Origin of the sequence: Brevibacillus sp. MS2.2 (assembly GCF_013284345.1) — a bacterium.
GTDB lineage: Bacteria > Bacillota > Bacilli > Brevibacillales > Brevibacillaceae > Brevibacillus > Brevibacillus brevis_C.
Genome location: NZ_JABSUZ010000006.1, coordinates 72,752 through 98,365, shown reverse-complemented (window position 1 = coordinate 98,365; position 25,614 = coordinate 72,752). Strand labels below are relative to the sequence as shown.

At 43.3% G+C, this 25,614-nt stretch carries 32 protein-coding genes and 2 pseudogenes; 17 read left to right on the top strand and 17 right to left on the bottom strand.

Annotated elements, in window-relative coordinates:
* Positions 1 to 73: 73 nt before the first annotated feature.
* The 6 genes from HP568_RS07370 (at position 74) to HP568_RS07345 (ending at position 4,407) form a co-directional block, all read left to right on the top strand.
* On the top strand, positions 74 to 859 hold the full coding sequence (locus HP568_RS07370) for a metallophosphoesterase family protein (protein WP_048032216.1): 786 nt from the start codon (positions 74 to 76) through the stop codon (positions 857 to 859).
* 172 nt (positions 860 to 1,031) lie between these two features.
* Complete coding sequence (locus HP568_RS07365) at positions 1,032 to 1,460, top strand: disulfide oxidoreductase (RefSeq protein ID WP_007727820.1); 429 nt, start codon at positions 1,032 to 1,034, stop codon at positions 1,458 to 1,460.
* Positions 1,461 to 1,463: 3 nt separating this feature from the next.
* Positions 1,464 to 1,934 carry a thioredoxin family protein gene (locus HP568_RS07360; RefSeq protein ID WP_056490950.1) on the top strand — a complete coding sequence of 157 codons (471 nt, stop codon included), beginning with the start codon at positions 1,464 to 1,466 and terminating at the stop codon, positions 1,932 to 1,934.
* Positions 1,935 to 2,111: 177 nt separating this feature from the next.
* Positions 2,112 to 2,981 (top strand): cytochrome c oxidase assembly factor CtaG, encoded by an 870-nt coding sequence (gene ctaG / locus HP568_RS07355; RefSeq protein WP_173628758.1) that lies wholly within the window; start codon positions 2,112 to 2,114, stop codon positions 2,979 to 2,981.
* A gap of 34 nt (positions 2,982 to 3,015) precedes the next feature.
* Positions 3,016 to 3,627: an SCO family protein gene (locus HP568_RS07350; RefSeq protein WP_048032214.1), complete on the top strand. Its 612-nt coding sequence runs from the start codon at positions 3,016 to 3,018 to the stop codon at positions 3,625 to 3,627.
* A gap of 6 nt (positions 3,628 to 3,633) precedes the next feature.
* Positions 3,634 to 4,407 (top strand): FixH family protein, encoded by a 774-nt coding sequence (locus HP568_RS07345; RefSeq protein ID WP_173628757.1) that lies wholly within the window; start codon positions 3,634 to 3,636, stop codon positions 4,405 to 4,407.
* 58 nt (positions 4,408 to 4,465) lie between these two features.
* On the opposite strand, the gene HP568_RS07340 is transcribed toward HP568_RS07345, so the two are convergent.
* Positions 4,466 to 4,816 carry a transporter gene (locus HP568_RS07340; protein WP_173628756.1) on the bottom strand — a complete coding sequence of 117 codons (351 nt, stop codon included), beginning with the start codon at positions 4,814 to 4,816 and terminating at the stop codon, positions 4,466 to 4,468.
* A gap of 148 nt (positions 4,817 to 4,964) precedes the next feature.
* Complete coding sequence (locus tag HP568_RS07335) at positions 4,965 to 6,140, bottom strand: UDP-N-acetylmuramoyl-tripeptide--D-alanyl-D-alanine ligase (RefSeq protein WP_173628755.1); 1,176 nt, start codon at positions 6,138 to 6,140, stop codon at positions 4,965 to 4,967.
* A 151-nt stretch (positions 6,141 to 6,291) separates the two neighbouring features.
* On the opposite strand from HP568_RS07335, the gene HP568_RS07330 reads away from it, so the two are divergent.
* Both HP568_RS07330 and HP568_RS07325 read left to right on the top strand, forming a co-directional pair.
* Positions 6,292 to 7,359, top strand: coding sequence for a CapA family protein (locus HP568_RS07330; RefSeq protein WP_048032211.1), 1,068 nt, complete (start codon positions 6,292 to 6,294; stop codon positions 7,357 to 7,359).
* 151 nt (positions 7,360 to 7,510) lie between these two features.
* Positions 7,511 to 8,479 carry a GNAT family N-acetyltransferase gene (locus HP568_RS07325; RefSeq protein WP_173628754.1) on the top strand — a complete coding sequence of 323 codons (969 nt, stop codon included), beginning with the start codon at positions 7,511 to 7,513 and terminating at the stop codon, positions 8,477 to 8,479.
* Between the two features lie 68 nt (positions 8,480 to 8,547).
* Here the strand turns inward: HP568_RS07325 and HP568_RS07320 are convergent, their stop codons facing one another.
* From HP568_RS07320 to HP568_RS07300, 5 genes are all read right to left on the bottom strand, one after another.
* Positions 8,548 to 9,051 (bottom strand): CarD family transcriptional regulator, encoded by a 504-nt coding sequence (locus HP568_RS07320; RefSeq protein ID WP_048032209.1) that lies wholly within the window; start codon positions 9,049 to 9,051, stop codon positions 8,548 to 8,550.
* Positions 9,052 to 9,153: 102 nt separating this feature from the next.
* Complete coding sequence (locus tag HP568_RS07315) at positions 9,154 to 9,621, bottom strand: DMT family transporter (protein ID WP_173628753.1); 468 nt, start codon at positions 9,619 to 9,621, stop codon at positions 9,154 to 9,156.
* Between the two features lie 21 nt (positions 9,622 to 9,642).
* Positions 9,643 to 10,341 (bottom strand): Crp/Fnr family transcriptional regulator, encoded by a 699-nt coding sequence (locus HP568_RS07310; protein WP_048032207.1) that lies wholly within the window; start codon positions 10,339 to 10,341, stop codon positions 9,643 to 9,645.
* Positions 10,342 to 10,364: 23 nt separating this feature from the next.
* Positions 10,365 to 10,790 carry a DMT family transporter gene (locus HP568_RS07305; RefSeq protein ID WP_048032206.1) on the bottom strand — a complete coding sequence of 142 codons (426 nt, stop codon included), beginning with the start codon at positions 10,788 to 10,790 and terminating at the stop codon, positions 10,365 to 10,367.
* A gap of 138 nt (positions 10,791 to 10,928) precedes the next feature.
* The gene (locus HP568_RS07300; RefSeq protein WP_173628752.1) at positions 10,929 to 11,426 is read right to left on the bottom strand and encodes a DUF1648 domain-containing protein; all 498 of its coding nucleotides are present in this window, start codon (positions 11,424 to 11,426) and stop codon (positions 10,929 to 10,931) included.
* Positions 11,427 to 11,557: 131 nt separating this feature from the next.
* Here HP568_RS07300 and HP568_RS07295 point away from each other — a divergent pair, with 131 nt between their 5' ends.
* Positions 11,558 to 12,364 carry a DUF2935 domain-containing protein gene (locus HP568_RS07295; protein WP_048032204.1) on the top strand — a complete coding sequence of 269 codons (807 nt, stop codon included), beginning with the start codon at positions 11,558 to 11,560 and terminating at the stop codon, positions 12,362 to 12,364.
* A 213-nt stretch (positions 12,365 to 12,577) separates the two neighbouring features.
* Here the strand turns inward: HP568_RS07295 and HP568_RS29990 are convergent, their stop codons facing one another.
* The gene (locus HP568_RS29990) at positions 12,578 to 12,700 is read right to left on the bottom strand and encodes a hypothetical protein (protein WP_048032203.1); all 123 of its coding nucleotides are present in this window, start codon (positions 12,698 to 12,700) and stop codon (positions 12,578 to 12,580) included.
* Between the two features lie 200 nt (positions 12,701 to 12,900).
* Here HP568_RS29990 and HP568_RS07290 point away from each other — a divergent pair, with 200 nt between their 5' ends.
* Positions 12,901 to 13,692, top strand: a complete 792-nt coding sequence (locus HP568_RS07290) for a DUF2935 domain-containing protein (protein ID WP_173628751.1) — start codon at positions 12,901 to 12,903, stop codon at positions 13,690 to 13,692.
* Positions 13,693 to 13,849: 157 nt separating this feature from the next.
* Here the strand turns inward: HP568_RS07290 and HP568_RS07285 are convergent, their stop codons facing one another.
* On the bottom strand, positions 13,850 to 14,269 hold the full coding sequence (locus HP568_RS07285) for a hypothetical protein (protein WP_173628750.1): 420 nt from the start codon (positions 14,267 to 14,269) through the stop codon (positions 13,850 to 13,852).
* A gap of 96 nt (positions 14,270 to 14,365) precedes the next feature.
* Positions 14,366 to 14,851, bottom strand: coding sequence for a hypothetical protein (locus HP568_RS07280; RefSeq protein ID WP_173628749.1), 486 nt, complete (start codon positions 14,849 to 14,851; stop codon positions 14,366 to 14,368).
* 533 nt (positions 14,852 to 15,384) lie between these two features.
* On the opposite strand from HP568_RS07280, the gene HP568_RS07275 reads away from it, so the two are divergent.
* Positions 15,385 to 15,813, top strand: a complete 429-nt coding sequence (locus tag HP568_RS07275) for a NucA/NucB deoxyribonuclease domain-containing protein (RefSeq protein WP_048032199.1) — start codon at positions 15,385 to 15,387, stop codon at positions 15,811 to 15,813.
* A gap of 233 nt (positions 15,814 to 16,046) precedes the next feature.
* Here the strand turns inward: HP568_RS07275 and HP568_RS07270 are convergent, their stop codons facing one another.
* A complete protein-coding gene (locus HP568_RS07270; RefSeq protein WP_173628748.1) occupies positions 16,047 to 16,601 on the bottom strand; it encodes a hypothetical protein in 555 nt (184 codons plus the stop codon).
* Between the two features lie 322 nt (positions 16,602 to 16,923).
* On the opposite strand from HP568_RS07270, the gene HP568_RS07265 reads away from it, so the two are divergent.
* Together HP568_RS07265 and HP568_RS07260 are read left to right on the top strand one after the other, a co-directional pair.
* Positions 16,924 to 17,403: a hypothetical protein gene (locus HP568_RS07265; RefSeq protein ID WP_048032197.1), complete on the top strand. Its 480-nt coding sequence runs from the start codon at positions 16,924 to 16,926 to the stop codon at positions 17,401 to 17,403.
* 316 nt (positions 17,404 to 17,719) lie between these two features.
* Positions 17,720 to 17,893 carry a hypothetical protein gene (locus HP568_RS07260; protein ID WP_173628747.1) on the top strand — a complete coding sequence of 58 codons (174 nt, stop codon included), beginning with the start codon at positions 17,720 to 17,722 and terminating at the stop codon, positions 17,891 to 17,893.
* A gap of 39 nt (positions 17,894 to 17,932) precedes the next feature.
* Here the strand turns inward: HP568_RS07260 and HP568_RS07255 are convergent, their stop codons facing one another.
* A complete protein-coding gene (locus tag HP568_RS07255) occupies positions 17,933 to 18,394 on the bottom strand; it encodes an NUDIX hydrolase (RefSeq protein ID WP_173628746.1) in 462 nt (153 codons plus the stop codon).
* A 333-nt stretch (positions 18,395 to 18,727) separates the two neighbouring features.
* Here HP568_RS07255 and HP568_RS07250 point away from each other — a divergent pair, with 333 nt between their 5' ends.
* Positions 18,728 to 19,174, top strand: coding sequence for a hypothetical protein (locus tag HP568_RS07250; RefSeq protein ID WP_173628745.1), 447 nt, complete (start codon positions 18,728 to 18,730; stop codon positions 19,172 to 19,174).
* A 68-nt stretch (positions 19,175 to 19,242) separates the two neighbouring features.
* Here the strand turns inward: HP568_RS07250 and HP568_RS30230 are convergent, their stop codons facing one another.
* The gene (locus HP568_RS30230; RefSeq protein WP_113732267.1) at positions 19,243 to 19,359 is read right to left on the bottom strand and encodes a YopX family protein; all 117 of its coding nucleotides are present in this window, start codon (positions 19,357 to 19,359) and stop codon (positions 19,243 to 19,245) included.
* 426 nt (positions 19,360 to 19,785) lie between these two features.
* On the opposite strand from HP568_RS30230, the gene HP568_RS07240 reads away from it, so the two are divergent.
* A complete protein-coding gene (locus tag HP568_RS07240; protein ID WP_048032196.1) occupies positions 19,786 to 20,118 on the top strand; it encodes a DUF2834 domain-containing protein in 333 nt (110 codons plus the stop codon).
* A gap of 51 nt (positions 20,119 to 20,169) precedes the next feature.
* Complete coding sequence (locus tag HP568_RS07235) at positions 20,170 to 20,355, top strand: hypothetical protein (RefSeq protein ID WP_162630235.1); 186 nt, start codon at positions 20,170 to 20,172, stop codon at positions 20,353 to 20,355.
* A gap of 486 nt (positions 20,356 to 20,841) precedes the next feature.
* Here HP568_RS07235 and HP568_RS07230 read toward each other — a convergent pair.
* A pseudogene (locus tag HP568_RS07230) lies at positions 20,842 to 21,212 on the bottom strand (sigma-70 family RNA polymerase sigma factor); the annotation flags it as partial.
* 33 nt (positions 21,213 to 21,245) lie between these two features.
* Entirely contained in the window at positions 21,246 to 22,745 is a 1,500-nt protein-coding gene (locus HP568_RS07225) for a recombinase family protein (protein ID WP_173628744.1), read from the bottom strand.
* Positions 22,746 to 22,989: 244 nt separating this feature from the next.
* Between HP568_RS07225 and HP568_RS07220 the strand changes: the two genes are divergently transcribed.
* Positions 22,990 to 23,823 carry a discoidin domain-containing protein gene (locus HP568_RS07220; RefSeq protein WP_173628743.1) on the top strand — a complete coding sequence of 278 codons (834 nt, stop codon included), beginning with the start codon at positions 22,990 to 22,992 and terminating at the stop codon, positions 23,821 to 23,823.
* Between the two features lie 239 nt (positions 23,824 to 24,062).
* On the opposite strand, the gene HP568_RS30225 is transcribed toward HP568_RS07220, so the two are convergent.
* Entirely contained in the window at positions 24,063 to 25,076 is a 1,014-nt protein-coding gene (locus HP568_RS30225; RefSeq protein ID WP_375154927.1) for an acyltransferase, read from the bottom strand.
* Positions 25,077 to 25,229: 153 nt separating this feature from the next.
* Positions 25,230 to 25,519, bottom strand: a pseudogene (locus tag HP568_RS29680) (YolD-like family protein).
* Positions 25,520 to 25,614 lie beyond the last annotated feature (95 nt).

The window sequence follows — 25,614 nt, the reverse complement described above, 5'->3', positions numbered from 1 at the left end:
ACTTTCACCCTCCCCTTTACACAAGCATATCCTATTAAAAGGCATAACGGGTACTCGAGGAGGGTGATCTTGTTTGACTACTTATTTAGTCTCGGACATACATGGTCAGAATCAGGCTTTTCAAAAGGCGCTGCGGGACGTTTCCTTCTCGCCCCAAGCTGGTGATCGTCTGTACGTATTGGGGGACATGATCGATCGAGGACCTGAATCAAAGGAAGTATTGCTCGATCTACTCGCTCTTCGGCAGGCGTATCCGAACCAAATCTATCTCATAAAAGGCAACCACGAGCAAATGCTCGAGGATTGGCTGTCCGGAAACGGCAATCCGGAGTTATACCTGCGCTACAATGGCGGCGATGCCACCATACGTTCTTTCTTAGGGAATCACCCGCTTCGGCGAGCTTTTCTCAACCGGACGCCTTCTTTGCAGGAACAAGAAGAAGCGCGGCAATTCATCCTTTCTCGCTATCCAACAACCTTGCCAACCTTGTCGTCTCTTCCTCTGTATATAGAGCTGCCAGCCGATCCGCGAACAGGAGCTCCAGCCGTACTTTTGGTACACGCAGGCATTCGACCCGGCATCCGCTTGCAGGATCAAAATCCGCAAGATTTACTATGGATTCGCGAGCCTTTTTATCTTTATTATGATGGAGAACTCCCTGTCATCTTTGGTCATACCCCTGTTCCCGGATTGCCTGAATACACAGGCAGCGGTCCTTGGCGCAGAGACAATATCGTCGGCATTGATGGTGGCGCAGGATATTGGCGAGGCGTCATGCTCGTCGAATGGCCTTCTCTTCAAACCATGTTCGTACCGATTCGGGATAGGCAATCCTCTCCACAAGTACGGGTCTACTGATCGTGCTCGGGGAAAACTGGGAGCTTTCGCACTGGTGCTCCTACCTGCTGCAAGCGCATCGGGTAGTGCATCCAGTATGATGCGGGAGACAAGCCCATTCGTTCAACAAATTATTACTTTTTATAATCTACTTTCGATTTGTAATATGTTAAGATATGGACGAGGTGTTTATATGAAACGTCAGCAAATCGTGGAACAAGCCATGTTTGCCGCTTGGGGAGTCTCCCTGATCGCAACAGGAGGCAGTTTGTTTTTTTCAGAGGTGTTAAAGTACATACCGTGTGACCTGTGCTGGTACCAGCGAATCTTGATGTACCCGCTCGTCATCTTACTCGGAGTGGCCACCGCGAAGAAAGATGACAAGATCGCGTCGTACGCCTTGATTCTCTCCATCATAGGAGGACTCACATCGCTGTATCATTACTCGATTCAAAAAATACCTGCCCTGCAAGATCTCGGTAGCGCTTGCGGCATTGTGCCATGCAACACGGACTATATTAACTGGCTAGGCTTTATCACAATTCCGTTCCTTGCACTCATTGCCTTCACCTTGATCAGCATCCTGCTTGTCATCGTTATGAAAAATGCAAAGGAGAAATGATTCATGAAAAAAGTCATCTTTCTATCCATCCTTGTGGCTGCGATCCTGATCGGTGCGATCGTGTACTCTGACATTTCGAACCGTCAGCTTGCGGAAGGAAACCCTTATGGTAAAGCCAATTTGCACCCCGCTACTCTCGAACAATTGAGTGACCCGCTGTACGATAATCTCATTATGCCTAATGAGCTCAAAGGTAAACTCGATAATCAGGAAGACGCGTTTGTTTACTTTTACAGCCCGGTTTGTGAGCATTGCAAAGCAACTACCCCCGTCCTTGTACCGATCGTGAAAAGCTTGGACATCGATATGAAAAAGCTCAATTTGCTAGAATTTAACGCCAGCTATGGTGAATACAACATCGAATTCACTCCGACCCTCGTTCATTACAAGGGCGGCAAGGAAGTAGCTCGACTCGTCGGTGGACGTGAAGCAAGCGAATGGAAAGCTTGGTTGGAAGAGCAGAAAAAATCATAACATTTGGTAGCCTCCCACAATTCTTTGCGGGAGGCTCTTTTCATATTGGACATACGTGACAAATATGTGAAGAATTTCGTTCTCTTGGAAGAAATAGCCCGAACGAGTCATTAGGCTTTTCCAGTTATTTGCCTATAATGAGTACTGGGGATAATCCTTGAAAACGGAGGTAATCGCATGACCCTCACTTATTTCACTGAAACCTTTGGCTTTCGGGCGACATGGAATCCAGAGCTGATTCTTTTGACCTTCTTGATCGGTCTGGCTTATTTCTCGCTGACCGGACCATTACGCCAAACTTTTCAAGATTCCACACCTGTTACGCGAAAGCAAAAGACTTTTTTCACTCTCGGCTTAATTGGTTTTTACTTTAGTATGGGGAGTCCTTTGAACGTGGCTGGACATTTTTTGTTTAGCGCCCACATGCTGCAACAATCGTTACTCTATCTCGTAATGCCCTTGCTGCTCTTGGCAGGGACCCCGTCATGGTTGATCCGCGGCCTGTTCTATCGTCGGGGGCTCAAGCTGTTCATGCGTTTAGCGAGTCACCCAATACCTGCTATTCTCATGTTCAATGCCCTGTTCTCGTTTTACCATATGCCAGTTATTTTAGACTTGGCAATGAACAACCTGGCCCTGCATAATTTGATTCATTTACTGCTGCTGGTGACTGCGATTTTGATGTGGATGCCTGTTGTCGCGCCGATACCGGAAATTCACCGTCTGTCCGAACTGCAAAAGCTTGCCTACATCTTTGCTAACGGTGTTTTGATTACGCCTGCATGCGCACTGATTATTTTTTCAGCAACACCGTTGTATACGACATATGTAGACGGTCCGTCCATGCTCTGCGCTCCATTCTTTTCCACGCCGATCGACAAATCGATGTTCGCCGTTCCACTGCTCCCTCTGGAGGATCAACGGCTGGGCGGAATAGTAATGAAGCTCATGCAGGAGCTAACGTATGGAGTCGTCCTGGCTTACATCTTCTCTACCTGGTATCGAAAAGAAAAGAATCAGGAAGAGGACGGCCTCATGACACCATAGCCAAAAAGAAACAGAAAGGAGGCGCCACACACACGTGAATATCGCCCCTGCTACCGCTATCCGAATCCGACGGTTGCTCTTGTTGTTACCCGTCCTTGTCCTTGTTGCTCTTGTCGCTTCTTGGGTTTGGTTCGGGCCCAAAAACGCCCAGGCGAAATTACCTGATGTAACTCTGCAAACCATCGATGGACAATCCTATTCGCTAGCACCGCAAAAGAAAACGTTTCGCTTAGTGGAGCTGATTTATACCCGTTGCCCGGATATTTGTCCCACGACAACGGTAAAAATGGTTCAGTTGCAAAAGCGCTTGCTCGAAGCAAACTTGATGGGGCAAGACGTTGAGTTTTTGACCATCACGATTGATCCGCAAAACGACACCCCTGAGGTCATGCGCTACTATGCCAAGCAGTTGGGGATTCAAGAACAAGGCTGGACCCTGCTTCGGGGTGATGACGAAACGATCAAAACGGTTACAAATTCGCTTGGCTTTTTTGCCAATAAGATGGATGATGGATTTATCTCTCATACATCGAGTACATATCTCGTGGATGATAACAATGCCGTCATTCAAAAATTCGGCATGGGTGACGATTTCGATCCCGAACAAATTTATCAGGAACTGTTGAAATTGAAGAAGGAAGGGTAATCCAACATGAAACGTACGATGATTCTGCTCTTATCCATGCTTATGCTCCTTTTAGCCGCTTGTGGAAAAGAGAACGAGCAACAAGCTTTTCAACCCGGAGCTCCCGTTGAGGCTGCCTTTACATTGGAACCAAAGGAGCTTGTAGCGGGCGACACCGTTACCTTCTCCGTTAAAGTTACGCAAGATGGCCAACCCGTGGATGACGCCAAGGAAGTGAAGTTCGAATGGTGGAAAGATGGGCAAGAAAAGCATGAAACGATCCCGGCTTCGCTGCAAGGAGACGGTATCTACACGGCCCAACAAATCATTAGCGAGCCAGGCACTTATTTTGTCTACTACCATGTAACGGCACGTGATTTCCACAATATGCAGAAGACACCTTTTACCGTAAACAGCAAGGCTGGTGAGACGCCTGGGACGACGCCATCCGCACCTCCAGCTAACGCAGGTCAGTCACATGATCATGAGGCGGCAGGTCACGCGAATGGGGAAACCGTTGATTATCATTTCTCTCCAGCCGACAATATTCAAGTAGCAACACCAACTGCTCTCACCGTTCATCTCATGAAAGACAACAAAGCGTTGGACAAAGCGACAGTCAAGTTCGAGTTCTGGCGGGGAACTGACCAAAAGCACAGCTTCGTCGATGCAACGGAAACGGCGGCTGGTCAGTATGAAGGCAACGCACAGTTCCCTACTGCTGGAGATTATACAGTGAAGGTCCATGTGGAAAAGGAAGACATTCATGATCACAAAGATTTTTCACTTTCCATAAAATAAGAATGCAAAATAAAGCGGCCATCCTCCCAAGGAATGGCCGTTTTGCTCGTAAATTCGGTTAGCAGGTAAAATAGGCGATTCGATTCAAGTCTGTCCCGTAATACTCCCAACGATATCCAGTCCAGCGGTATCCAGTTACAGAGTGACGACTGACATAGACGGGGTAAAACCAGAAAGAGCGACCATTTTTCAGCCAAACGTACGTGTAACGATATAAGCAGGGATAGAATCCGCCAGCATCAATCCGGCGTGTTCCCCCATATCCTCTTGCTCCCGGTGCACTTGGCGTCCTACTCGGTGGAGGACCTGGTGGCGGAGGGGGAAAACCTCCTGGTGAACCGGGGGAACCAGGGGAGCCTGGAAAATCTGGAGAACCATCTCGGCCGCCAGGGGGAAATTGATATGACATGACGTGTCACCTCCTACTAGTCTCCCTATAGGAAATGCAGCAAACGCACAGATGGTATGTGCGTTTGCCCGCCGTCATTCACCTATTTTTTCCGCAATAGCCTGTATATAAATCCCTTGTCCGCCACCCCGCAGGCGTCCCCACTCTTTTATCCTTTCCCAGTGTTTCGATTACTTTGATGGGCTGTAATCCTGCACAAAAATTGCACAGTCTCTCCCATTTTCAACCGATTTGATCCTTTTACGAGAAAGGCTGTATTTGGCTGCAGTTGTTTTGCTAGACGCCGATGCAAGCCTGCCTTACTCAAGCAATGTCTCACCCGATTTGCCGGAAATCCGGAGCGAATCGCTGCTCTTGCAATATACCTAGCACTACTTCCCAGCGTATATAAATAGTCTACATTTTTTTGACTCAAATATTTCCCGACATCCTCATGACCTTTCACGTCGTATTTGCCCATTTCCAGCATGCTGGCGAGCACGGCGATCTTTGTGGTATGCCCGACCTGGCTTAACACATCAATCGCTGCCTTGGCCGCATCCGGATTCGAACTAAAGGTATCATCCAGCACCTGAATGTTATTCGCGAGTCGATAGCTGGTAAGACGTTTTCGCTGTCCGCGAAACTGACTTAACCCGTGACGAATGTCATCGACGGGAATCCCCATCGTATGTGCGACTGCGATAGCAGCCAATGCGTTGTATAAATTATGCTCGCCAGGAATAGGAACAAAAAATGACTCCTTTTCTCCACGCAAAGAACATTCGAATCGAAACCCATTGCCTTCTGTTTTCGTTCGGCCCGCCTTATAGTCCGCCTCATGCTCCTTGCCAAATGTCACGATTTTTCCCATGAACGAACCCAGGTAAGGCTGTTGAATAAACTCGCGAGAATAGGGACAATCCCAATTCAGAAAAATGGTTCCCGTGGGTTTCATATGACGAATTAACTCCGTTTTTGCTAACGCCAGCTGCCTAGCATCACCGCCAAAATTTCCAATATGAGCCGTGCCTATATTCGTAATGACTCCCATAGATGGCTGGATGATTTTGCAGTGCTGTCGCAAATGACCGCTTCGATAAATTCCATACTCAAGCACTGCGGCCTTGTGCTCGTCCCGAATTCTTTTGGTATGCGCTCTTGTATTTCCCAGGAAGTTCTTGTTGTACATCGATTTATATGTGGGCATGCGTAGATTCAGGATGGTGTAGATCATTTCCTTTGTTGTGGTCTTCCCTGCGCTTCCCGTCACGGCGATAACCGGCTTGTCGAGAATCAGTGTCTTTACCGGTACAGCAGCTCTTCTCTTCTTTTTCACGGGCATCACCCCTTTGCCTCGTTCTTCTCTCGATCAGCTTTCCTATTGTATGAACGACATAGACAGCCTGTATAGACCATTATCTATGAAAACGTTCCGCTACTATCCAAATCAGACGGACGACTTCTGGAATAGAGTAGCAAGGGAGGTGAAGCGAATGAAAAAGAAGGCCACCATCGCCGCTGTAGGCGACATCCTGATGTGGAAAGAGCAGGTGGCAACTGCCAGACTGCCTGGTACAGATCAATTCTCTTTTACGGATATGTTTCACCCCGTGACACCGATTCTCTCAGCGACAGATCTCACGATTGGCAATTTAGAAACCACCTTTTCCGGGAAGGCGCAGCCCTATCAAATCGGTTCGGCACGAACCGGTTACCCTCGCTTCAACTGTCCAGATGAATTGGCTCGGGACTTGAAAGCATCTGGCTTTGACGTATTGACGACAGTGAATAACCACTGTCTGGATGGCGGAGTAACCGGACTATGCCGAACCCTTGATGTTTTGGATCGATACAAGCTTGCTCATACCGGAACCTATCGAAGCCTTGAGGAGGCAAATACCTTCTTGATCAAGGAGGTAAACGGTATTCGCATCGCCATGCTTGCGTACACCTACGGGACAAACAAGCAGGTGATCCCCGCTCATACGCCATGGATGGTCCGACTTCTTCATCTTGACACGATATTATCCGACCTGAGAAAAGTCCGTCCTCTCGTCGATGTCGTGATCATTTCCCTACACTTTGGGATTGAATTCCGCTATACACCGACGACTCGCCAACGACATCTCGTACAAAGCCTGCTTGACAACGGAGCTGATGTCATCCTTGGGGCTCACCCTCATGTACTGCAGCCTGTTGTCACCCCGAGTATCACGACTGCTCACGGAACAAAGAGACAAACACTAGTCGCGTATTCTTTGGGCAATTTCACATCAGAGAAAATGCTCTCGTTTGATCAATCTCAGTGCGGAGCAATCCTGCGATTTACTGTCGAGAAGGATGAGCGGAATCAGATTTCACTCGAGCAAATTTCGGTCATCCCGACGTTTTCGCAACGCTACGTAAGTCAAGGGCGTATACGCTTTCGTGTCATCCCCATGCGTTCGTATCTAAAAAGCCCTGATCTGTATGTGCGACCCCTACAGAGAAAAAAGCTCCAGTTGCTGTGGAATCGCGCCATCCGTATCATAGGCAGGTCGCGGGGCGTATTGATTGAATAACACTGAAGCAAACGAGGGAGCCGTCAGTTTACTCCCTCCCCTTCCTCTTTTCCTACAAAGACCGCGATTGACGATTCACAGAACATTTTGGTAAAATCCTTTTGTAACTAACGAAATTAACTTAGATAGTTACAGAGGAGAGATGACTTGCATGATCACAGTTCGCCGTATCCACTCGGAGGATTTACCTGCATTTCTTGCCTTCCCGAACCACCCTGCATCCGTTCGGGATGATATAGCTGCTTACCTCGACAAAATGTTCGCACGAGGAGCCATGCGTCAGGACTGGTGCTTTATTCTGGAGGTACAAGGTGAGATCACTGGCCGTCTTGCCTTCTGGACATTGCCTGGCAGTAATCAAGCGACTGATTTGGTATTGTGGGAGCTTCCATGGAAAGAAACAGAATGTCCTTCGCTTGGAGCTCATTTTTTGCGCGAAGTCTTTACACTCATGGCAGGAAATCTTTCGGAGAAAATCGGCTACGTCCTGGATTCACCTTCCTCCTCTCCCCAATGGCAAACGGATCACCAAGAGCAAAGAAATGTACTGGAGGCACTCGGCTTCCAAATTAGCCGGGAAACAAACCGCTTTGAATGGCATGCTCCGATTGATGCAACTGCTATACCGTCAAACAAAGCGCATGATCTGATCGTCTACCGCAGTCTTCCTGAGGTTGGCGAAGCTGCATTTGTGGATGCCATCATGCGCGTCTCGCAATTCACCTATGATCAACAAATTACAGAGGAGCGCATGGAAAAAGGCCCTCTAGTCCAAGCACAGGAAATGTTCAAGGATTTACAGCAAATGAAATACGAACCGGAATGGTGGCAGCTTGCCTATACAGAAAAAAATGAGCTCATTGGATTTTTGATGCCTACGGTCAGCCCTACCTTTGCTACGATTGGATACATAGGTGTTCTCCCCGAGCAAAGAGGACACGGCTATATTGATCGATTGCTGAAGCAAGCCACAGACGTTCTTGTTCTAGCAGGAGAAACATCCATTCGCGCAGATACCGATGTAAAAAACACGCCAATGGCCAAAGCCTTTTTACGCGCTGGATACCAGCACTTTGCCAGTCGCCAAGAATTCTCACTGGATCATGGCTTGCCGCTCTAACGCACATACAAAAAAGGGGGTGATTGCAGTAACAATCACTCCCCTTACTTCCCTTGTATGGACAATATTTATGGGACAATCTCAGACATTTCTTCCGGGCATACAGCTTGCTTTAGCATTTCTGTTGCCTGTTCCGTATCTACGTCTTTTACCAATTCAATCTCACTAATGAGGAGCTGCTGCGCATTATCCAGCATCACTTTGTCACTCGTTCCCAATACTTTTTCTTTACTCATACCAACCAAATCGCGAATGACCTCAGATTGCTCGTAAATATCGCCACTCTTCATTTTTTCTGTATGAAGCTTGTAGCGCTGCGCTGCATTCAAGGCGGTGTCGCGTTGCCCCTCTCGCATGGCGGCCAAGACATTCTCCAGAATGTCGGATTCGACCACCTTTCGAATACCAAGAGCGGACATCTTTTCAACCGGGACCATGATGTTTAACTCTTTCAGCAGCATGTTGAGCACATAATAGAGGTGTTTTTCACCCAGAAATTCTTTCTCCTCCATCGCCTCGATTACGCCTGCCCCGTGCATCGGATAAAAAACCTTGTCTCCAACTTGAAACATACGTCCACCTCCTTCAAAGCAATCTATATCCATTATAGCACAAATATCGAATTTAAAATTTTTTATTTTATCATGACGTTTAAAATTAAGTCAATAAAAAATTTACATCTTACTTATGGAGCGTTTCTGTTGCCATTCGCCGCCTAGTTTGAATACGATCACACCCCCGACAATGACCAGAACTCCAAACAATTGCGTGAAAGTAATCGGCACTTGAACCAGCCCTAACCAGCCGATTGAATCCGACCATAAAGCAAAGCCAAGCTGCGCAGTGAGAACGATGGAAATGGCATACGTTGGGCCAAGCAGTCTCATCCCTTGCACCAGACAAAAGACCACCCCAACACCGATCATGCCACTGAACCAGTACCACGGCTGCATAGCTGGAAGCGAAAACAACTGATTGCCTTCGAAAATGAGACCCATCGTCAAAGACGACAGAAATCCCATCCCAAGCACAAGTGTCGTCGTAGACCATGTTCCTGCCTGTTCACTTACTTTCCTGTTGAAAATATTTTGCAGGCTGACCAACAAGCCAGCCAGTAACGCGAAGAATAACCCGACTACCATGTTATTGACACTCCTGTCTCCTTATTCGTTCGAAGTCTCGCTCGCCATTTTAGCTAAACCTTCCCTATCCTTGATCAGAAGGAATCCATTGGCACGCTCAATCAGTCCCTCCTTGCAGAACTGCTGGATGACCCGATTCAAATGTCTGTAGCTCGTCCCAATCATATTCGCTGCATCCAAGAGATTGCTCGTACTGATTTGTTCTTTGTTGGCAGTATTCCACTCTTCTATGGAAACGGACAACAAATAACGAGCGAAACGTACCTCAACTGGGTACAGAAGGTTGATGCTTAATGAGTTGGACTTCACACAAAATTTATGCGTAATGATTTGCAGTAAAAATTGCAGGAGTGGAGCGTAGTCTGTTCCGTATTTTTTCAACCAGCGATAATGAATTCCGATCATCTGAACAGACGAGGCTGCTTCCACCGAATTCAGATAAGAAATTCCCCTTACATACTCAATATCTCCGATCACTTCAAGCGGCTTTTTAAAGGAAAGGATCAGGGTTTTTCCCTCGGGGGAAGTCGTAAAAATCTTTACTTTGCCCTCCACCAAAACATACAGATGACAGGCCGTTTCGCCCTGAGCACAAATGAGCTCCCCTTGTTCAAATTGAAACAAGGACAAATACGGCAGAAAAGGCTCATGAAAAACAGACGCTAACTGATGGTCACGGAGATATTGTTGCAAAAGCTCACGATTTTCGATTTCCTTCATTTCTCTGTTTCACCCTCTCGACATCAGGCTCTCAGTATCAGTACCCCCAGAATCATCATCCCGATCCCAATAAAATGCGGCAGCCTCATCTTTTGTTTATCCACACCGAACCACCCATTACTGTCAATGAGAAAAGTCAGGCTTAGCTGCGCAATCAAGAGGGCGGAAATCGTCATGGTTACCCCGATATGGTGAATGGCCGTAACATTGCTAAAAATGATAAACGCGGCGAATGCCCCACCTGTCAAATATAACGGTTTCACTCGCCTGTATGCCTGCCATTTTCCATCTCGAAAAAACAACAGGAGTAAAAAAGCCGTGAGGAAACCCGTTAACTGCGTAAGTGTCGCGGTTTGCCAAGTACCAATATCTTGACTGATTCTTGAATTCGCTACACCTTGCAAGGTAATGAAAACACCGCCCAAAATAGCAAAAATAATTCCTTTCATCCTCTCACCTCACACTGATCTGTTCCTAATTAAAAAGGATCGCAAGGTGGATAGGGAAGGACATATGTCCTCATGGTTTTTGTTGCAAAAAACAAAGGAGAGAACCTTCCCGTTTGAAGGCCCTCTCGCTCATTCTTCTCATTGAATCTTTTTCTGTTTCACGATTCCTATTACAAGCAGAATAATCATCCCAATGATCGTGATCGGCAGAAGCCATTTCCCAAAGCCGCCTCCCCATCCTAACGCAATGGAAACCGACTCCAACAAGATTACGGAAAAAATAATTAAGCAGCTATTTTTTATTTGGTTTACGATTTTTCGACTGTGCAAATAAAACGACTCGGCATTCAATTCAGTGAAGCGTGCCGGATAATTATGCAGCTCTGGATGTTTTTCGAGTATCTGCATGAGGAAAATGATAAAGACACCACCAATCCCAGGTAAAAGAAGCAGTTCCCATTTTGAGCCCCAGCGATCTACTTCACCCAGAGCATTGTAATGGGCAGGCACCTCGTCAGGAAGCTTATTCCATGCAAAGACTAAAAAGAGTAGCGATCCCACGAAAAATAAACAACCAACTACATCCCATAACCATTCGCTGCCTGTCTTTGGGATATGCATGATTGGCCTCTTCATTTTCTCCCCCCTTACTGCTGCTGCTCCTACAAGTATTTTACCATTTATGTTTATTTCCGAGTCAAGGTCAATCCGTTACACACTTCTGGGCGTTTTTACATATCTTGATGTGGAGTAAGGAGGGAAAAACAGTGAACGACCCTTTGCGAGAAAGCATGTTGTTTGAGCATCGTTTCTGGCTACAAATTCTGGGCGATCATGCCCGCTTTATTTTTCAATCACTCGCTCCGAATGAAGAGCAGGAGATTGAAAGAGCCATATACTTTATCGTGTCATTCGATAACTTACTGGATAACGCCAGGCAAAACCTGTCTTCAGATGAACTTCTCACCCTCAACCAGCAAGCAAGTGCGCTCACCCAACAACTTCGTGATTTTAAACTCCACATTTTGGAAAGGCACCTCATCAGTAAAATATCGATCAGTCTTCCCCCAACGTTTTTAAACCACATGGTCAACGAACTAGAAGAATATGAACGAATTTTGCATGCTTTTCTCTCCGGAAGCTTACCATCTGCCAATCACCCGGTAGAGCTCCACCTTCTGTGGCTATCCGATGCGGTAGGGCATGCAGCCACTATCACTTCCCTTTTGGACATGGTGGAAAAAGACTATCAGCTTAAAAGTGAGCAATTCACCAAAAAATTCGAGCATTTTTACCTAAAAGCGGTGGAGTTGGCCGGGTATCTCCGAACAAACTTGAATAACTTCCCGGCACTACGTCGTTTTAACCATCAAGCAGAAATGGAAATGAAGCTTTTTCAGGTATTCTTGCATGAATTGGGAGAGATGCGAATGTGCGATGAATTGCTAGGAGTTTTCTCCCCACTTATGGCCGACCATATGTCTCGAGAAGAATGCTACTATTTGATGAAGCTATCTGAGGTTGCCGACGTACAATCACCAGACTGTTTCCCGACCAGACCGCGAATCGAGTAAAAGCTTAACCATGTTCAGAACGGGGCGAAAGCTAAAGGCTTTACGCCTCTTTTTCATTCTTTCTTTGCGATATCCACTCTTGCATAAGCAAGCAGGAAGCTGTCCTCATATGCTATACAGTACCAACGTTAAGGAGGAAGTGTCATGGATCCTATTGAGCATCACAGACAGCGAATGCATCACCACATGAGGCAAGCAGAACGTTTTCGCTCTTTAGCTTTTGAACATCGGCATGATCGCATGCGTCATCATACCTTTAGAGAAAGAGAACACTTCCATCGCATGCGGGCCCATCACCACAGAACGCAAATGCATTCGATGCGTCGTTTTTAACATGGAAAACTCCCGTTACTGGGAGTTTTTTTATGGGACAAGCACACCCGAGACAATTGTATGAAGAAATGGGCACCATTCTTTTATTCATTCTGTGCTCATGCCCATTCACGAAACTGGGTAAACGCATAGACATACATCATATGTGATCAAAAGTGGAAAATGGGCTATGATCCGCCCAAATCCTTATGCGGAGGTACAACATGACAGATGTTTTTGTTGAACGATCATTAGAGGAAATACGTTTTTGGTCCCGCATCATGAAAGAACACTCCCTGTTTCTCAAATTGGGCTTTAACTGCGAAGACACAAAATTGATTGAAGAAGCGAATCGCTTTTACAGCATTTTTGAAGAAATTGAAAGCCAAGCCCTTGCCTTTTCTTCTGATGTAGACCCTCAACGAATCTATGACTTTAATCAAATCGTTCACAATGCCGCTTCCTATATTTGGGCTTTTAAACGCAAAGTACTCGGACTCATTATTCGTTGCAAAATCGGTGGTAACAACTTTCCGCTGTTGGTCGATCACGTGAGCCGGGAAGCCGCCTATTTCCGGAATCGATTAGAACAACTGAATACAGGAAACCTTGATCCCTTACCAGATGCGGTGATTAATGAAAATGTCTTTTTCCTGCGAATCATGGCTGACCATGCGAAATTTATTAACCATTTGCTCGATCCTTCCGAAAGAAAGCTAGTGGATCAAGCTAGAGAATTTAGTCATGATTTTGATCAATTATTGTTCCAAGCTCAGGATCTTGATTCCATGCGTCCCCAGTCTCAAACGAAACCGCTCCTGAATCAATTTGTCGATCAAAATCGCGTATCCGTCCGTCAATTGCGTGACTTCAAAAAAACTGCTCGTGATCTGATTGAGGAATGCAAAATCAAGAGCATAATCCCCCCGTTGCTCGCTGACCATGTATTTAGAGAAGCCTCGCATTTTCTAGAGATTTTAGATGCCTTTGAAGTATCCCTTACACACGTAAAGTAGGGAAGGAAAACAGGAGGTACAGCTTCTGTCTAACAAAATTCACCCGTAAGAGTCCGCATAAACACCTCATTAAATTGTTCAATATGGGGAGACTCCGCCCACCTCGATAAAAAAAGCACCCAAGAGGTGCTTTTACGTCTATCTATTCCGATAGCCATTATTTTAAATTAAGAAAAATAACCGTTTCCCCTCTTTCCCCTCTTACTTCCACCGCGTTCGATACTGCAATTACATTATTGTTTTGGTCTAAAGCATAAGCATGTATTCTGTATAGTTTTCCAATTCGCAAACTATAAATTTTTGTGCTAGTTGAGTACGAAGTACCACCTGCGTCCTCATATCCATCGGTTATATTGTAACGAACCCACTTATATCTATCTACATTTGGAACATGATTAAAACGCACTTCAATATCTTGAAACTCTTCCTGTTCAGCAGAAGCTTTTGATAACTCGTTAGATGAAGAATATGGAGTGGTTGCAGTAGTTACAGGTGTTTGCTGCCCCTCCTGTGCAAATGCAGGAACTGCTGAAGTCAATAATGCCACTGTCGCTAAGCTTGTCATAAACTTTTTCATCGTAAAACACTCCTTTTTACATTTCTTTTTACCCGCCTTCTGAAGAAGAGCAAGTTGATAGGGAGTAGACTTGGTCATGGTGAGTCTTACTGGTCATTACATGTATTGATTTACCGATACAGAAACATCAGCCGGATCACTTGAGTGATTACGGAAGTTCACATAGTACGTGCCAGGTGGGAGCCAAAACGTCTGTTTGCCTATGACTTCTCCTTTTATCTGAAACGTCTTTGGTTCCTTACCTGGGGAAACCACTACGTATTCGATATCAGCATTCTGTCCCGTATGGTGGGTGGTAATCTCTACTACTCGGTAGTAGTTAACAGTGAACTTGGCATAATCCTCATAAGCGATCCATCCATCAGTATTTCTTAATCCTAGTTTTCTAAAAAAGATGTTTTCATTTGATTGCTGCTGAACATTTTTGATTTGCTGATCTCTACCAATGACACTGCCCTCTTGTAACCTAATCTTTTCTTGGCCTAATTTCTCAGTTTGTGAAACGTCATTTGCAAACACAACTTGCGAACCGAAAGTTAATGCAGAAACAACGGCACCTAAAGTCATTAACTTTTTAATCATACTCCACACTCCCACTTAATCTTTTCGAACAAATCCTTTTTCATATTTCTTTATAAAACCAAAATTAATACATAATTCCCATCTCCTTCCAATTATTTCAAAGACATCATAGCATGCGTTTCTAAACAATACAACCGTATTATTTAAAAACGTTCCAATTTTTTCCTTTTAGCTAGCATAATCTCCATTTATTCCCCCAGTCCGGTAAATCCCTGCATAGTAATTCCCAAAGGAGTTTGGCGTGGCCGCTTCCTTTATTTAGCTATTGGAATTTGGAATGTTTTTACATACTTTGGCAAAAGTGACGAGTGATTTAACTTAGGAATATACTAAATAACATGAGAGACACCTCCTCTAAGACAGGATGGTGCCTCTTTTTATTCATAGGTTAAGATATATTTGGGTCCCTCATTCTTTGGACTTCTGACCTTTGCAGGTATAGCTAGTTCCCTTTGCTCAAGCTAATCACATCCCTTCGACATATCGCTGGGTGGTGTTATTATTGAAAAAGAACTTAATTGGAGGACAAAAGCATGACACACAGAAAAATGCTGATGTTGATTGTGGTGCTGCTGGTCGGAGCCGCCTATTTCTTTGGACTTGTGCCAATAGAGAACAAAACAGTCAGCAACGGGAACGTAGACCATACGATTGTTTTTCCATCTGATCGATACCCTCAGACTGCAAAGCATATCAAAAAAGCGATTGCCTCTGGGAAGTCCGCTGTATGTACAATTGACCGCGATGGAGCAGATGAAAATCGTGAAGAATCACTCAAAGGCATACCTACAAAAAAGGGACTCGATCGAGACGAATGGCCGATGGCAATGTGTGCTGAGGGTGGAACAGGGGCACATATCGAATACATATCACCATCCGATAATCGAGGAGCTGGATCGTGGATTTCCAATCAACTAGAGGATTTTCCAAACGGAACTAAGGTTGAAATCCTGGTCAAATAAAGTGTCTGTTTTGTGCACCCACAGATTACTGATACGAATAAACATTTCACAGCAAAGAACCCGTCTCCTTAAAACAGGGACGGGTGATCTATTTCTTGAATGGAATCAGGAACATTGTTTTTAGGCTACCGACCATTGCTGGTACAGGATAGGCTCTCATCTGATCATGCACAGATTTCATTTTCATGGAATAGTGAGCCTGATCTCGATTCAATGACTCTTATCATTTCTAGTTACAAAAAATCAACACAATACAACCACTGAGTAGCCCGTTTCATTCTATCTTCATAATATTTTTGGTTAAAACCGGACATTATCATTGATTCACTGAATTTTATGGTTTCTACTAGGATGAATTCGACAAATTCCTTTTTAGGCAGAATCGTTTCTTTCTCAAAATCAAAAATCGAGTCAGTCACTTTAACTGAATATTGAATAGTATTACTTGGAAGATCTACTAGTGAAAAATAACTCTGTGTGCCAGTGAATTGAACATTAGCAAAATTAAATTTGATAAATCGACTCACGAGGGATAAAAAATCGCCCCAAAGATCGGTTTCGAAGACATGTTTATGCAACAATGTATCCTCATTGAAGGTAAGGTGAATGGCTGTATCAACATACCGGCGATCTCTTTTGCACGAGAAGTACTTATTCATTTTTTCCCTATCGTCCAATGAGACAAAAACTAAATCAAAGCAGTCAATGAAGGTTTTGTTTTCTTTACACATTTCTTCTTGGTTTATGAACTGTCTTGGTTTTAAAATATATGTTTCTTGTGCGAACATATGGCGTTCCCTTTCTATATACCAATCATAAGTTTAGCTCGTTATCAAAGATATATGGAATCGTAATATATTTCCCTTGTTACTCGCAACATTTTCGCCCTGTTTCATAAGGTAGAGCCCTCTTTTTAATAAAAGAGGGCTCTCAGTGTTATTATATTCCGTCTTTAGCCACATTTAACCACCTGCTTTAGCTGGCAAACCATTAGATCAATTATATAGTGGTGAGAAATATAAATTAAAATAAAATCCAAAAAATTCCATATACAACTAACATATAAGGTGCTAATAATATTATATACCAAATTTTAGGAGGTAGTAGCGTGTGAAAAAAGTAATGTCTGGGTTGCTTACATTAGTTTTGCTCTCTAGTCTCATCCCCGTTGCCTCTGCTAAGGAGTCTCCAGCACTAGATAATTTTAATGCCTCAGCAACTTATCCTGACATTGAGCCGGACAACAACAAACTAAGTGGTGCCGGTCTCTATGCTATCGGTGGACAAATTAATGGTTTTCAAGATGACCAATCCACCGATTATTATAAAGTTACTCCTCCAAGATCAGGCACCGTTCGCTTTGAGTTTGTCTACGCTCGTGGAACAAAAGGTAGTGGTGTAGGATATCAAGACTTTTGGCTACGATTAAATGCAAATGGGTCGTACAACGCAAATGTCGCCAATTACGATAATAAGTTTTTCGATGTCTACCTCGAAGCAAACAAAACATACAACCTAAGAGTAGATACAATCATTTCTAATGACAACCTTCCTGATGAATACTATGTATATAGCAGGTACTTGGATTAAGCTACACATTTCCATTGAGCAGGGAGACCACGACTCCCTCAAAGACAAGCCACTCATATACTGGGTGGCTTGTTTCACTTCATTCTATCCCTCTTAACACTCTTAGAACCAATCATCAACATGACAGCCTCTCAATATCCCGCCAACATACGGGGGTGTTCCCCTATTGTGACTACCATATTCCGTAGACAAAGATGAGATGTAACCGACAAGGGCCGAGAGCCCGAAGCCTTAGGTCTCGCATGTAATCCCCTTGCCGGTAAATCCCAGCAGAGTAATTCCCGATTTTTCAAAGCTCCGAGAGGGGTCCTAAAACTTGAAAACTGCTGAAATGCACACATTAGAAAATAATCCCAACGTTACTGATTTCTCCATTTCAAATCATCCTGCCTTTTATCCCCGATTTTGTCCGGTTTTTATCCAGCTTTTGTCGAGATTTTTTGAGGAGCTTGCATTTAAAACTCCAATCAAAAAAACACCTCAAAGCTAGTCTCTGGCACATCTGTTATAAGCAATTGAGCCCGTTAAATCATTTTATTACAGGTGGGATTCTTCCATGTAACCAATCTAAAATGAATGGGGCTTGATGAGGATTTAAATTGTTAGGTATTTCATTTTTATATCTGAATTGAAGTTGTGTACTTTCCTCATTGCCTTGTAGTGTACCTGCAAAATTAGTTACATGAAAAATAATCTGTACACTAAAAACTTTATCTCCATTTGTATACTGGGCAAAACCATTTTTTCCAGAGTAGATACCAAACAACTTAAATTGATTGATTACCAGATTGGTTTCCTCGAAAACTTCCCTTCTAACAGCTTCCTCAAAGGTTTCCCCAATTTCCAGTAGGCCACCTGGAAGACCCCAAATATCTCTTTTTTGTTGAAGCAGAATTCTCCCAAAGTCATCCTCCATTATAGCCCCACAGCCTACTGTTAATAGTGTTTCATGACCAATGAGTTTTCTCATTGTTGTTATATAGTCATTCAAAATGCTTTTACCCCCTATTTACTTTTTACAAGACTTTTCTTCAAGCATTCTTAAAACACCGTTCATTATTCGATCCCTTAGCATATTAACGGAAATTAGAAACTCTAATTATATGAAAATACGATAATCAACTCAGTATTGTTTCATGAAAAATAGAAAAGACGCTCAAATCATACCGAGCGCTGTAGCAATTTGAAGAATCGCCTACTTTTTGTGTCAGTTCATTTTTATAAGACTTCATGCTGTGGTTTGTTATAAGGTGTTTTGCACACGAAAAATATTGTAAAAAATTGGTTTATTATGTAATATATACTAGAATCTAAAAATTAGGAGATGATAGATTTGAAAAAGTTTGCTCAAGCAGCTATGCTCGCATTACTTACTGCCTCTTTTGTTATTCCAACAGGGGCAGAAGCCGCCAATTCTCAACAAACTTCTAATACCGTTGCACCTTCTACAACAACACAAGTAGCAAATTTTTCGAACTTAGGCAAAAGTAATAAGACTAGTTCGTCTGGGTATTTCAATGTAAATACAGAAGGCTATGTTACAGTTAATGTGAGTCAGACTCATAATAGTGACACCGCTTATGTTCTCTATGCAATTGTTAAAGACCGTCCGGATGGTACTACAACCTCCTATGGCAGTGCAAACTTAGATGGAAATGGATCCTTTAGCTTCACAAGTAGTAAACCGCTACCAGTTGGCGAATATTACATTAGATATAACAGCAAAAGGACCGGGAGAACTTCTGGTACTATTTCAGTCACAACACCATAAACCTACTCTTTTGAAAGAGGCTTTCTACGGAAGGCCTCTTGTTAATTTCGTTTGTTTAAACAACTTGATTATCTAAATTTCTCTTTTGTTAAGCAGACGGCAGCATCGCTGTTAGTGATATCTTGCAAGATATCCCCTTTGAAAATCTCCTTGCCGTTCTTTTCACGTAGCCTGGTGAATTGCATCCCGTTCCCCTCCCCAATTCCAGAGTCCTTGCTGTCCTTTCGATGTCATCGGCTCATCTATCTGCTCAACGTCATCTAATTGCCAGGCATAGCGCCCTTTGTCGTAATATCCAAAATCGGTATCTTATACGGATTTGATTATGTTGTCTCATACATTCCAATAGTTTAACAACCAAACCGGCTTAAATTACCACGGCATTACAATCATTCGTAACGAAGGTGCGAACCTGCTCAAAGACACTTGCACCAGAGATGATCTGACGAAAACCCTAGCTGCTTTGGCAGCAATTGCTGAACGGGCTTTTCATGAAAACTACAATATTGTTCACCATGGTATTTAGACCAAATAATTCACTCTCAAACGGATTGAAGTTGACTCTTTGCCTACTGTATAATATTCCCAAAAATAAGGGTGGGAAGTTGAGAATGAAAAACTTATATTTGTTACTGGCAATTTTGGGAGCAGTCTTGCCTTACAGTTATTTCATTCCGTTCCTTCGTGCAAATGGATTAGATATCAAACTCTTTACATCGGAACTTTTTGCAAACAACATTTCTTCGTTTTTTGCAACCGATTTTCTAATCTCTTGCTTAATTTTCTGGGTATTTCTTTTTCAAGAAGTTAGAAAGCATCACATTAAGCATTGGTGGATTTACATAGCTGCAACTTTAACTGTTGGTCTATCATTTGCTTTTCCTCTGTTTCTTTACTTCAGACAAAAAACCATAGAAGGTCATAAACGATTTGATTTAACATAATTGAGGTTATGATCATTTGAAAAATTTCTAGCGTGTTAGATAAAACCATAGATGGGGAGAATAACTATCGTTACTCTTGAAAAACTCTTCAAGGAGGGAACGAATTGGGGAAATATCGCTGTTATTATTGTGAACGTGAAACCGACAGCGTTCGCCAAATCACGTTTTTCCAAGGTAAGCAGGATCGCAACGAACTATTGTGCGATACCTGTCATGCTGATTGGATTGAATCCCTAAAGAGTGAGCCATAGGCAGGGTAACGATTCCCACTCCCACCCATAGTGAATGTGCTATCGGTGGGTTCTTTTTTGCCCATCCTGCTACGTTACGCTCCAAGAAAAGGAGTGTTGTTTCATGTAGAGGTCTTCTGCCTACTAAAGTCGCTCATTTGTTCGCACTATCCTTACCTTCTTTCTTTTTCTGAATAACCTTCAGACTGGATACAATTTAGATAAATATCACTTAGGACAAAAAGATTTAAATGCGAATATAGATCAATTCCCACCTTGCTTCCGACTTTAAGCTTTACATCAGGGTGAATTGTTTCAAACATCAGATGTTACGATTGTTTTTTCGTGTAAAAAATGAAAGTGGTGCGGATACAATCATTTTTGAAGCTACTCGCACAGCAATCACCCGTAAGACGGCTGGTTTAAAGAATGCCTCTCTTACGGGTGATCTTTTTCAAATGAATTTCCTTTACGCCTTGAACTTTTATCTTCCCTACGGCTGTTTCGTTCGATAAAACTCATTAAACAGCTTCATTAACGCTCGCTTTTCGATACGGGATACATACGAACGAGAAATGCCCAGCTCACGTGCAATTTCACGCTGTGTCTTTTCTTTGTCCTGATCCAGCCCGAACCTGCCGATGATCACCTCTTTTTCGCGCTCATCAAGGATGTGTATGTGCTGGTAAATCTTATTGGACTCCAGCTTGAGCTGTACAGCGTCGACCACTTCGTCGGTTTCTGTGCCAAGGACGTCGATTAAGGTGATTTCATTTCATTCCCTTCTTTATCCGTCCCGATTGGGTCGTGCAAGGATACGTCTTTTTTGGTTTTTTTCAGGCTTCTTAGATGCATGAGGATTTCAATCTAAATGTCAAAAGAGGAGCTTAGAAAGACTTAAAACGTGAATATCTCCACGCTCTCTTCAAATACTCTTATTTCCCTTACCACATGTCGGATCAGCTCTTTTTTGTCCTCAAAGGTTAGCTCATCCTGTGCCTTGGATAAATAATATTCAGCATCTTCCTGGATCAAGTTGCGGCTATACTCATAATCGACCTGCTGTTTTGTTTGATCCAGCAGCTCATTGAGACGCTGATTCAGTTTATCTTCCTTCTCCTTCAGCACTTTCAACTCTTGGCGAATATCTTCTTCACCAATATCTTCTTCGCCGGAAGCAAACAATTTAAGCAATCTCTTGCGACCCGCTTTTGTTTTTTCGAGTTCCTTTTGCAAGCGTTCCATCTCCACTTGCTCGAACGGAGTTTCCACTTTATCTTCCACTGCCACCGCAATCTCGTCAGGATTATTCAACCAGGACGCCACCGTTTCCCAAACCTGATTGTCCAATTGCTCACATCTGACACGGCGACCGCATCCCTTATTCTTTGCTCCTGCGGTATTCTTAACGTCAGTATACTCAAAAATATGTTGGCTCCAGTTTTTCGCTTTTCTTCCTGGCATCGTATTTCCACAAGTCCCGCAACGTATTAGGCCGCTTAAGAGGTACTCGTTAAAGCTCCGGCCCGCCCATCTTCTTCTAGATTCCTTTAGTGGTCTTTGGGCATGTTCAAATTTCTTTTCACTAATGATGGATGGGCATGGCAACAATATCCACTCTTCTTTTGGGCGCATTTTCATACGGACTTTCTCATCTGGCTGGCGAAACTGATTGCCCAGCATCCCTTCCGTATTCCACTTATTTTGATAAAATCTTCCTACGTACGCCTCGTTCATCAGCATCTGACGTACCACTTGTCGATGCCATACACTCGCCCCCCGTTTTGTAGGAACCCCCTTGCTGGTCAGGTAAACGGCTATTCCATTTATCCCTTCAACAAGATCGTTTGGCTGAGTAAACAGATCAAATACAAGTCGCACTACTGCTGCCTCAGCTTCATTTATTACTATCTGTTCCTTCTTAGAATCATAACTGTACCCATATATTTGAAAGTCACGGAGAACGAGGCCCTGTCTTGCCTTTTCTCTTCTTCCACGACTCATACGCTCATTAATTTTTGCCTTCTCAAATTCAGCAATTGCTCCACGCATGCTGTAAAAGAGTTGACCTTCAGGCGTTTTTGCATATTCTCCATTTACGAACACAAGCTCTATACCACGCTTATCAAATTCATCTGTAATAAGCAGTTGGTTCATTAGCTTACGCGATAAACGGTCAGGGTCCAGACAAACTATTTTTGTAATGACCCCGTCCTTCACATCTTGTCTTAGCCTTGAGAGAGCCGGACGATCTAGCAACTCGCCTGATACATCATCTATGTACTCGGCAGCTTCACTCGTCGCTGCCTTCTTCCTGCATTCCCTTAACTGATCGTCGAGGCTGAATCCGCTCTTGGCCTGCTCCTCTGTACTCACCCTGGCATATATTCCGATCATACGGCTTCTCCCTCCTGTCGAGAAGATATGCGCGAACGGCTTGTCATAAGTAGTGAGGAAACACGAAAACCCGTCACCTGAAATTCAGGGACGGTTTTTTTGAACTCTCTTTGACTATTTTCGCTGACTGTCCCTTTGATTTGAATTTATTCCTTTTACTGTTTTGCTCAAATCAACGAACTGTAATATATTTCTATGGTGTTTTGATCTATTATCCATTTTTTGAATTCCGAGGAGGATTATCATGATTTTAACAAAGAAGCTCAGCAAGCATTTCTTTCGCTTTGCCCTTATGTTTTCTGTTTTATTTTCTGGTCAGAACATTGGTCATGCGGAAGATCAGTATTCTGATGATTTGATTCCTATCATGACAAGCAATAATACTCCAAGTGGTATTGTAAGTGCTAGTAGTCAATGGAGTGGGAGTCATCAACCCTATAATGCATTTAATGATTCAGCCAATGATTATGGATGGGTAACTAGCGAAGGAATAAAATCCGGATGGATATCCTATGAATTTCAAACACCACAAACTATTTCAAAATACACCTTAAAATCAAGGAATTATAATTTAAGTATTAATGAGAATCCGAGAGATTGGACCTTTGAAGCTTGGGATGGTAGTGATTGGGTAGTATTAGATGTCCGTAATAATGTTACTAATTGGGTGTTAGGTGAAGTAAAGGAATATACTTTCGATAATCCAAATAGCTATAAAACATATCGCATTAATATTTCTTCTAATAATGATGGTGCAGCCCTCTCACTTGGCGAAATAGAAATGATGTCAAAGAATATTCAACCACAACCTGAGCCGGAGCCTGAACCAGAGCCAACCCCAACTGGTGATAACGCACTTCTTGTAATTAAAATGATTAGTGGTCTTGAGAAAGAATTTGAGCTAACTGCATCCGAAGTACAAGACTTCATCGACTGGTACAATGACCGTGCAGATGGTCGCGGCAAAGAGACATACATGTTTGATAAGGACTTTAATAAAGGCCCATTTACCTCTCGAAAAGATTATGTAGCATTCAGTAAGATTCAATCCTTTGAAGTGATGGAATATACCAAATAACACGTCGAGGCACCTCCTATAAAACTGGAAGGTGCCTCGCACTTTTGAAGACTCCGTTGCCGTTGTAATCTATGTCGGCAGAGAGGATACAATCGACGAATACTGGTGCTGGTAATTACTTGTAGCTAACCTTTATAATGTCCAGGAAAGGGATTTTCCTAGATGTTTATTCAAAGTTCGTTTACCTTTGGTGTTTTACGGTGCCCAGTTAGAAATTCGCAATAATCTACAATAAGTTCTCAATTTGGATAATCTACCTTTATATCAATTTCTTTTCTCTGCTTTTGTCTGATGAAGACTCCGCCGAACAAATGGACGAATTTAAACCGACTGCTCATATAGGCAAGGACACAGGAACATACGATCGTTAGTATAAATAACATTACCAATCCTGAATCTCCTACTCTCAATCCTTTGAAGTGAAACAGTTCACTAATGATCAAAGGATGGATCAGGTAAATGAAAAAGGAATGGGTAGAGAACCAACAGACCGAGTGTAATACCTTCCTTGGCCAACCAGTCATGCTTGTTGACAGCCTGTACATGAACAACGCGCTAACAACCGTGTACAACAAAGTGCTCGGCTTAGTTGAGGAGGCAAAAGTGTCCGTCCATTTACTATCAACCACCAATACGATCAGAGAGGCAAACCATGGTACAAAAGTTTGCCAGAGCGTCAGCTTTCCGACAAATGCTGAGATTTCATTAAATCTCATTGCCACGAACATTCCCAAAACGAAGTAAAACACCCATACAGGAAAAAGAATAACATAAGGTACCTTGATGCTAGGTAGTACGATTAGTTGGTTGGCATGTAAATAAATTGCCATGTGCATTACTAAGGTCGATATAAACGAAACTGTTAGCGTCCAATTCGTCTTCGTCCGTAGAAGACTCTTCAAGAATGGATATATTAGATAGAGTTGACAAATGATCACCAAGAAATATAGGTGAACGTAAGCCGTACCTTTCACCATATGCTTCCCTAGCGTTGTTAAAAGAACCCAGGGTTCGGCTGACCCAAGATTGTATCGCTGGGCATAGATAAAGTAAAGTATGCTCCAGATCAAATACGGTAGTAAGATCTTATTATACCGCCTTTTAAAAAACTCACGTTTCCCTATGCTCCCCCGATCACTTAAGGCAAGACTTAATCCTGAAAGTAGAATAAACATTGGTACAGCGAAACGCGCTACCTGATTCCAAGCAAACGCCATAACACTAGTTTCTACATAACTCGCTGTTACATGGATTGAGATTACTGCAATAGCACTGATAGCCCTTAGATAATCAATCTCTTTAATTCTCGTATGAATGCACCTTCTCTTCTCTCTATGTTGTGGTACCTCTGTAACAGTTTTCCATTAATGATAATAGCATTGTTTTGTAAATATCGGAATGTATGGCTATTTTCCCCTACCAAAAATAAACAAAAGACCAGTCTCTGCTATTTTACAGATACGGGTCATAGTTTTTTCGAAGACATTCAATTTGTTCTTTCTCTTTTCTATTTCCACGTGAACGAGTCTAGTACACGAGTCAGGAACCGTGATCCGCCCACACACTTTCTCCGACATCCCCAAACAGACAACGATCTTTTGTCGCCATCATCTTTAGCTTCAGCGAGCTGATTTCCCAATTCTTCTAATTCAAATTCATCCCGAGTCGGTCTTTTTGGAGTAGTTGCTTTTGCCAATAACTCCAGCACTGTCATTATGCCTCCACGAGTTCGCCCTGTCTTGATGCACAATTCGTCTACTGTTGGCATTCTACGCCGCCCTGCTGAGTAGT

Coding starts and splice junctions, on each gene's coding strand:
- HP568_RS07365 (WP_007727820.1), top strand. CDS start 1,032: ATGAAACGTCAGCAAATCGTGGAACAAGCCATGTTTGCCGCTTGGGGA.
- HP568_RS07360 (WP_056490950.1), top strand. CDS start 1,464: ATGAAAAAAGTCATCTTTCTATCCATCCTTGTGGCTGCGATCCTGATC.
- ctaG (WP_173628758.1), top strand. CDS start 2,112: ATGACCCTCACTTATTTCACTGAAACCTTTGGCTTTCGGGCGACATGG.
- HP568_RS07345 (WP_173628757.1), top strand. CDS start 3,634: ATGAAACGTACGATGATTCTGCTCTTATCCATGCTTATGCTCCTTTTA.
- HP568_RS07340 (WP_173628756.1), bottom strand. CDS start 4,816: ATGTCATATCAATTTCCCCCTGGCGGCCGAGATGGTTCTCCAGATTTT.
- HP568_RS07335 (WP_173628755.1), bottom strand. CDS start 6,140: ATGCCCGTGAAAAAGAAGAGAAGAGCTGCTGTACCGGTAAAGACACTG.
- HP568_RS07330 (WP_048032211.1), top strand. CDS start 6,292: ATGAAAAAGAAGGCCACCATCGCCGCTGTAGGCGACATCCTGATGTGG.
- HP568_RS07325 (WP_173628754.1), top strand. CDS start 7,511: ATGATCACAGTTCGCCGTATCCACTCGGAGGATTTACCTGCATTTCTT.
- HP568_RS07320 (WP_048032209.1), bottom strand. CDS start 9,051: ATGTTTCAAGTTGGAGACAAGGTTTTTTATCCGATGCACGGGGCAGGC.
- HP568_RS07315 (WP_173628753.1), bottom strand. CDS start 9,621: ATGGTAGTCGGGTTATTCTTCGCGTTACTGGCTGGCTTGTTGGTCAGC.
- HP568_RS07310 (WP_048032207.1), bottom strand. CDS start 10,341: ATGAAGGAAATCGAAAATCGTGAGCTTTTGCAACAATATCTCCGTGAC.
- HP568_RS07305 (WP_048032206.1), bottom strand. CDS start 10,790: ATGAAAGGAATTATTTTTGCTATTTTGGGCGGTGTTTTCATTACCTTG.
- HP568_RS07300 (WP_173628752.1), bottom strand. CDS start 11,426: ATGAAGAGGCCAATCATGCATATCCCAAAGACAGGCAGCGAATGGTTA.
- HP568_RS29990 (WP_048032203.1), bottom strand. CDS start 12,700: ATGTTAAAAACGACGCATCGAATGCATTTGCGTTCTGTGGTGATGGGC.
- HP568_RS07290 (WP_173628751.1), top strand. CDS start 12,901: ATGACAGATGTTTTTGTTGAACGATCATTAGAGGAAATACGTTTTTGG.
- HP568_RS07285 (WP_173628750.1), bottom strand. CDS start 14,269: ATGAAAAAGTTTATGACAAGCTTAGCGACAGTGGCATTATTGACTTCA.
- HP568_RS07280 (WP_173628749.1), bottom strand. CDS start 14,851: ATGATTAAAAAGTTAATGACTTTAGGTGCCGTTGTTTCTGCATTAACT.
- HP568_RS07275 (WP_048032199.1), top strand. CDS start 15,385: ATGACACACAGAAAAATGCTGATGTTGATTGTGGTGCTGCTGGTCGGA.
- HP568_RS07270 (WP_173628748.1), bottom strand. CDS start 16,601: ATGTTCGCACAAGAAACATATATTTTAAAACCAAGACAGTTCATAAAC.
- HP568_RS07250 (WP_173628745.1), top strand. CDS start 18,728: ATGATAGATTTGAAAAAGTTTGCTCAAGCAGCTATGCTCGCATTACTT.
- HP568_RS30230 (WP_113732267.1), bottom strand. CDS start 19,359: ATGCAATTCACCAGGCTACGTGAAAAGAACGGCAAGGAGATTTTCAAA.
- HP568_RS07240 (WP_048032196.1), top strand. CDS start 19,786: ATGAAAAACTTATATTTGTTACTGGCAATTTTGGGAGCAGTCTTGCCT.
- HP568_RS07235 (WP_162630235.1), top strand. CDS start 20,170: ATGGGGAGAATAACTATCGTTACTCTTGAAAAACTCTTCAAGGAGGGA.
- HP568_RS07225 (WP_173628744.1), bottom strand. CDS start 22,745: ATGATCGGAATATATGCCAGGGTGAGTACAGAGGAGCAGGCCAAGAGC.
- HP568_RS07220 (WP_173628743.1), top strand. CDS start 22,990: ATGATTTTAACAAAGAAGCTCAGCAAGCATTTCTTTCGCTTTGCCCTT.